The following is a 5,189-nucleotide window of genomic DNA, read 5'->3' as shown; positions in this document are numbered from 1 at the left end:
GCAACCGCAGTCGCTCCGGCAGCAACCGCTGCCCCGGCAGCTGCTGCAACAACAGTATAAATCCTCTCCTTTTTCCCCGTTGAATCCCTGGAACAATGAATATCCCTGAGTGTCGTAGCATCCCGCAGCGGATCCGATCCTGCCCGGAGCATTTCATTAACCATGATGAGCAGACAATACAGATTACCGGAAGGCCATATCCACGAGGGTCCGGGTATTCCGGACAAGGCCCCGCGATGGAGAGGTGTCTTGAGTGAGCGACATTGCTAATGGCATTATCCAGGCAGTTGACCTGATCGTTACCCTTAACCCTGAGGTCATGCAGATTGCTGCGCTTTCCCTGTACATCTCCCTCTCGGCAACCATCATTGCCGCCCTCATAGCCATCCCGGCCGGCGCCCTCATCCACTTCAATGATTTTTACGGCAAGCGTGCGGTCATCATCATCATCCAGACACTGTATTCCGTCCCGACCGTGGTTGTCGGCCTCATCCTCTATCTCCTCATCTCGCGAAGCGGCCCGCTGGGGATCCTGGGTCTCCTTTTCACGCCGCAGGGAATGATTCTTGGGCAGACGGTCCTCATCATCCCCATCATGATGGGTCTGGTCATTTCTGCCCTCAGCGGGATCGACAAGAGCATCAGCGATACGCTCGTGTCGCTGGGTGCGACCCAGTTCCAGAAGATCGTCGAGATCGTCAGGGAGGCACGCTTCGCTATCCTGAGTGCAGTCGTCCTCGGGTTCGGCCGGGCAATTGCCGAAGTGGGCGTTGCCATGATGATCGGCGGCAACATCCGCGACCATACACGGGTCCTGACCACGGCGATCACGCTTGAAACGGGAATGGGTAATTTTGCTCTCTCGATCGCGCTCGGGATTATTCTCCTCGTCATTGCCCTGATTGTTGTTGTCATACTGAACCTGATCACATCGGCATTGTCCTCTGACATGCAGCAGATTGCCGGAGGAGGTCCGCACGGATGATACGGATCGAACGCCTGGGCCGGTCATTCGGCCCAAAAGAGGTCTTGCGGGATATTTCCCTTGAGATCCGCAAGGGGGAGGTCTTTACCCTGATCGGTCCAAGCGGCAGCGGCAAGAGCACCCTTATCCGGCTTATCGACCTCCTGGATTCCCCGACATCCGGCAAGATTTTCTTTGATGGGAGGGATACTGCGGGTTCTGAGAAGGACAGGCTTGCCATCCGGCGGAGAATGAGCATGGTCTTCCAGAAGCCTGCAGTCCTGAATACCACGGTTGCCGAGAACGTAGCGTTCGGCCTGAAGTTCCGTGGCGAATCCGCTGTGGAGGCGGAGAAAAAAGTGAGGTTTGCCCTCAATCTTGTCGGACTATCGGACCTGTATTCGCGAAGGGCGATCACGCTTTCGGGCGGGGAGATGCAGCGGGTTGCCCTTGCCCGCGCCATGGTCACCGAGCCTGAGGTCCTCCTTCTGGACGAACCGACTGCGAACCTTGACCCGGTTTCTTCGGAGATGATCGAGGACCTGATTGTCCGGATCAACAAACGTTTCGGCACGACAATCGTTCTCTCAACGCATGACATGCTCCAGGGGCAGCGGCTTGCAGACCGTATCGGTGTGATCATGGACGGCCGCCTGGCACAGGTCGGAAGTTCGCTGGAGATCTTTTATCAGCCGAAAGGCCGGCAGATCGCAAGGTTCGTCGGGATCGATGCTATTAATGGCGGGCAGGTGATCGAGAACACGGGGGGGCATGCACTCATCCGCGTTGGCGAGACCTGCTTTGAGGCGCTCACGCCGATTCCGGTGGGGAAGCAGGTCTCACTCTGCATACGTCCTGAGGATGTGACCCTGACCCCGTCAGACTCGGTTTCCGAAAAGACCAGTATGCGGAACCGGATTATTGGCCGGATTACAAAGATTGTCCCGTCCGGGCCCTTTGTCCGGGTCACCGTTGACTGTGGTTTTGTCATGGTTTCCCTGATCACCCGGCGCTCCTGCACGGATCTCGGCTTGTCTCTTGGGGCCCGGGTCATTGCCGGTGTCAAAGCAACTGCCATCCATGTAATTCCTGAAGAAGGAAACTCCTCCCGCTGATGGTATGCGGGAACTCATTACATCATATTTTGAGGAGGGGGTGATGGGGCGGCTGAAAATTTTTTACCGGAGATCGATTGCGAAGCTGATAATGATTGTACTATCCAATCAGGTTTTTGGCAGGTGGTGTATAGTACAAAGAGTCAGGGAAGCGTGATCAGAAAAGTACTGAACCTACCCATTCCCGGTTTCTGCAGTGCTGGATTGTTGGGTATTATTCAAGAGGGTCCCGGGATTGCATGATGCGCGCTAACGCAATGCGATGATCGATTGTTAGATGCGAGCAATTAATTTTTTTAAAAAATAATTTTTTAACCTTGATTGAGGTCTTTCACTAATCGGCTCTTATCCCAAAGTAATCACCAGTTTTTGCAATTATTTCACTATTCTTAAATATCGTTCTGCCAGACCTCTGATTATCACATTTTGTGATCTTCAGAAAGGTGTGTCATACATGGATTTCAAATACGTACCAACAACATGCCCGTATTGCGGGACCGGGTGCGGCTTCAACCTTGTTGTCGTGGACAAGAAGGTTGTCGGCGTCCAGCCCTGGCAGCGCAACCCGGTCAACGAAGGCAAGCTCTGCCCGAAGGGCACCTATGCCCATGAATTCATCAACAGCCCTGACCGGCTGACCAAACCGCTCATCAAGAAAGATGGAAAGTTTGTCGAAGCGAGCTGGGACGAGGCTTACAAGCTGATTGCTGAGAATTTCAAGAAGTACCAGGGTGAGCAGAGTGCATGCCTTGCTTCTGCACGGGTTTCTAATGAAGAGAACTACCTGATGCAGAAGTTTGCCCGCGCCGTGCTCAAGACCCCCAACATCGACCACTGCGCCCGGCTCTGCCACGCTTCGACGGTCGTCGGTCTGGCCGGTGCCTTCGGGTCCGGTGCAATGACCCAGTCGATCGCCGATATTGCAGAGTCGAAGTGCCTCCTTATTATCGGCAGCAACACGTTTGAGACCCACCCGCTGATCGGCCGCCGCGTCATGCAGGCAAAGAAGAACGGTGCAAAAGTCATCTACGCTGACCCGCGACTCACCCCGACCGGGAAGCAGGCAGACCTGTACCTGCCGTTTTACTCAGGAACAGATGTTGCCATCTTAAACTGCTTCATGCATCAGATCCTGAAAAACGGCTGGGAGAACAAGGACTTCGTCAAGAACAGGACCAAGGATTTCGAGAAGGTCAAGGAGATCGTCACCAAGGATGCCTACAGCCCGGAGAATGTCTCCAAGATCAGTGGCATCCCCGAGAAGGACCTCATCACTGCAGCAGAGTGGTTTGGCAAATCCGGCCAGTCCGCGGTCCTTTACTCGATGGGTATCACCCAGCACACGACCGGTGTCGATAACGTCAAGTCGATCGCCAACCTCCAGATGCTGACCGGCAACCTTGGCCGGCCCGGCACGGGCATCTGCGCACTGCGTGGCCAGAACAATGTGCAGGGCGCCTGCGACATGGGCGCGCTCGCCAACGTGTACTCCGGCTACCAGTCGGTCATTGTCCCCGAGATGAAGAAGAAGATGGAAGACGCATGGGGCTGCACGATTGCCGAGGGCAAAGTCGGTCTCACGGTCACGAAGCTGATCAATGTACTCGCGGATGAACCCGGCAAGGTCAAGTGCGTGTACATCATGGGTGAGAACCCGATGATCTCCGACCCCGATCTCCACCATGTCGAGAAGGCTATGAAGAATGTCGAGTTCATGGTAGTCCAGGATATCTTCCTTACCGAGACCGCCAAGTTCGCCAATGTTGTACTGCCGGCAGCCTGCTATGCTGAAAAGGACGGCACCCAGACCAATACCGAACGCCGTGTCCAGAAGTGGCGCAAGGCCCAGGACCCGCCCGGCGAGGCAAAGGCAGACTGGCAGATCTTCTGCGAGCTCGCCAAGGTCATGGGATTCGAGAAGCAGTTCCCGTACAAGAGCCCTGAAGAAATCTTCACGGAGATCTCGAAGGTCACCCCATCCTATGGAGGTATGGACTACCAGCGCCTCGAGAAGCCTGAAGCCCTCCACTGGCCCTGCCCCACAAAGGAGCACCCGGGGACCCCGATCCTCCACAAGGAGAAGTTCACCCACCCGGACGGCCTTGGCATCTTCACGCCCATCGAGTTCAAGTACCCGGCAGAAGTGCCCGACAAGGACTACCCGCTCATCCTCACAACCGGGCGCTGCATCTGGCAGTGGCATACCGGTACCATGACCCGCCGCTCTGAAAACCTGGAGCGCGAGGAGCCCACGGGCTGGATTGAGATCAATACTGAGGATGCAAAGGCCCTCGGTGTCGCAGACAAGGATATGGTCAAGGCAATCACCCGCCGCGGCGAGATCAAGATCGGTGCCCGTGTCACACCCGGCATCAAGAAGGGCGTTGCATTCATCCCGTTCCACTATGTTGAATGTGCCGCAAACACGCTCACCAACAATGCACTCGACCCGACAGCATCCATCCCCGAGTTCAAGGCCTGTGCTGTGAGAATTGAGAAGATCAAGGAGGCCTGAAGATGGCAAAGAAAGGCGATATGCTCTACGCGTGGACCAACGATGCGGATATCAAGAAGAAGGCAGAGCTTGGCGGTGCTGTCACCGCTCTCTGGAAGTTCGCGCTCGAGTCCAAGGCAGTTGACGCTGTCCTTGTCATCACCAAGGGAACTGACCTCTATGATGCGCAGCCGGTGCTGATCTCCGATCCGAAGGAACTCGCAAAGACTGCCGGCTCCCTCCACTGCGGTACGCTCCTCCTGCCCAAGCTGGTCAAGAAGTACCTGGACGGCGCCGAGAACATGAAGATCGGTGTCACTGTCAAGGGTTGCGATGCGATGGCGTTCTACGAACTCGCGAAGCGCAAGCAGATCAATCTCGACAACGTCATCATGATCGGTGTCAACTGCGGTGGATCGGTCAGCCCGGTCCTTGCCCGCAAAATGATCACCGAGAAGTACGGCGTTGACCCGGACAAGGTCCATAAGGAAGAGATCGACAAGGGACAGTTCATCATCGAGTACGAAGGAGGCCACAAGGGTATCTCCGTTGACGAACTCGAAGAGGCAGGCTATGGCCGGCGCTCGAACTGCCGCCGCTGCAAGATGAAGATCCC

4 protein-coding genes are annotated in these 5,189 nt (G+C 55.8%); all 4 read left to right on the top strand.

The window, feature by feature from the left end:
• The first annotated feature begins 253 nt into the window (after window positions 1-253).
• Window positions 254-985: an ABC transporter permease gene (locus tag CW742_RS06750; RefSeq protein WP_292418231.1), complete on the top strand. Its 732-nt coding sequence runs from the start codon at window positions 254-256 to the stop codon at window positions 983-985.
• Complete coding sequence (locus CW742_RS06745) at window positions 982-2,079, top strand: ABC transporter ATP-binding protein (RefSeq protein ID WP_292418229.1); 1,098 nt, start codon at window positions 982-984, stop codon at window positions 2,077-2,079. Before CW742_RS06750 ends, CW742_RS06745 begins: the two co-directional genes overlap by 4 nt.
• A 454-nt stretch (window positions 2,080-2,533) precedes the next feature.
• Window positions 2,534-4,594, top strand: coding sequence for a formate dehydrogenase subunit alpha (gene fdhF, locus CW742_RS06740; protein ID WP_292418227.1), 2,061 nt, complete (start codon window positions 2,534-2,536; stop codon window positions 4,592-4,594).
• A gap of 2 nt (window positions 4,595-4,596) precedes the next feature.
• The coding region (locus CW742_RS06735; RefSeq protein ID WP_292418223.1) for a Coenzyme F420 hydrogenase/dehydrogenase, beta subunit C-terminal domain at window positions 4,597-5,189 on the top strand (593 nt) is incomplete at its 3' end.

The organism is Methanoregula sp. (assembly GCF_002835825.1).
In the GTDB taxonomy this organism is placed as follows: Archaea; Halobacteriota; Methanomicrobia; order Methanomicrobiales; family Methanospirillaceae; genus Methanoregula.
The sequence above is the reverse complement of the archived record's forward strand: the minus strand, read 5'-3'. Positions and strand labels throughout refer to the sequence as shown.

Excerpts from the sequence above, each read along its gene's own strand:
- CW742_RS06745 (WP_292418229.1), top strand. The coding sequence starts at position 982 with ATGATACGGATCGAACGCCTGGGCCGGTCATTCGGCCCAAAAGAGGTC.
- fdhF (WP_292418227.1), top strand. The coding sequence starts at position 2,534 with ATGGATTTCAAATACGTACCAACAACATGCCCGTATTGCGGGACCGGG.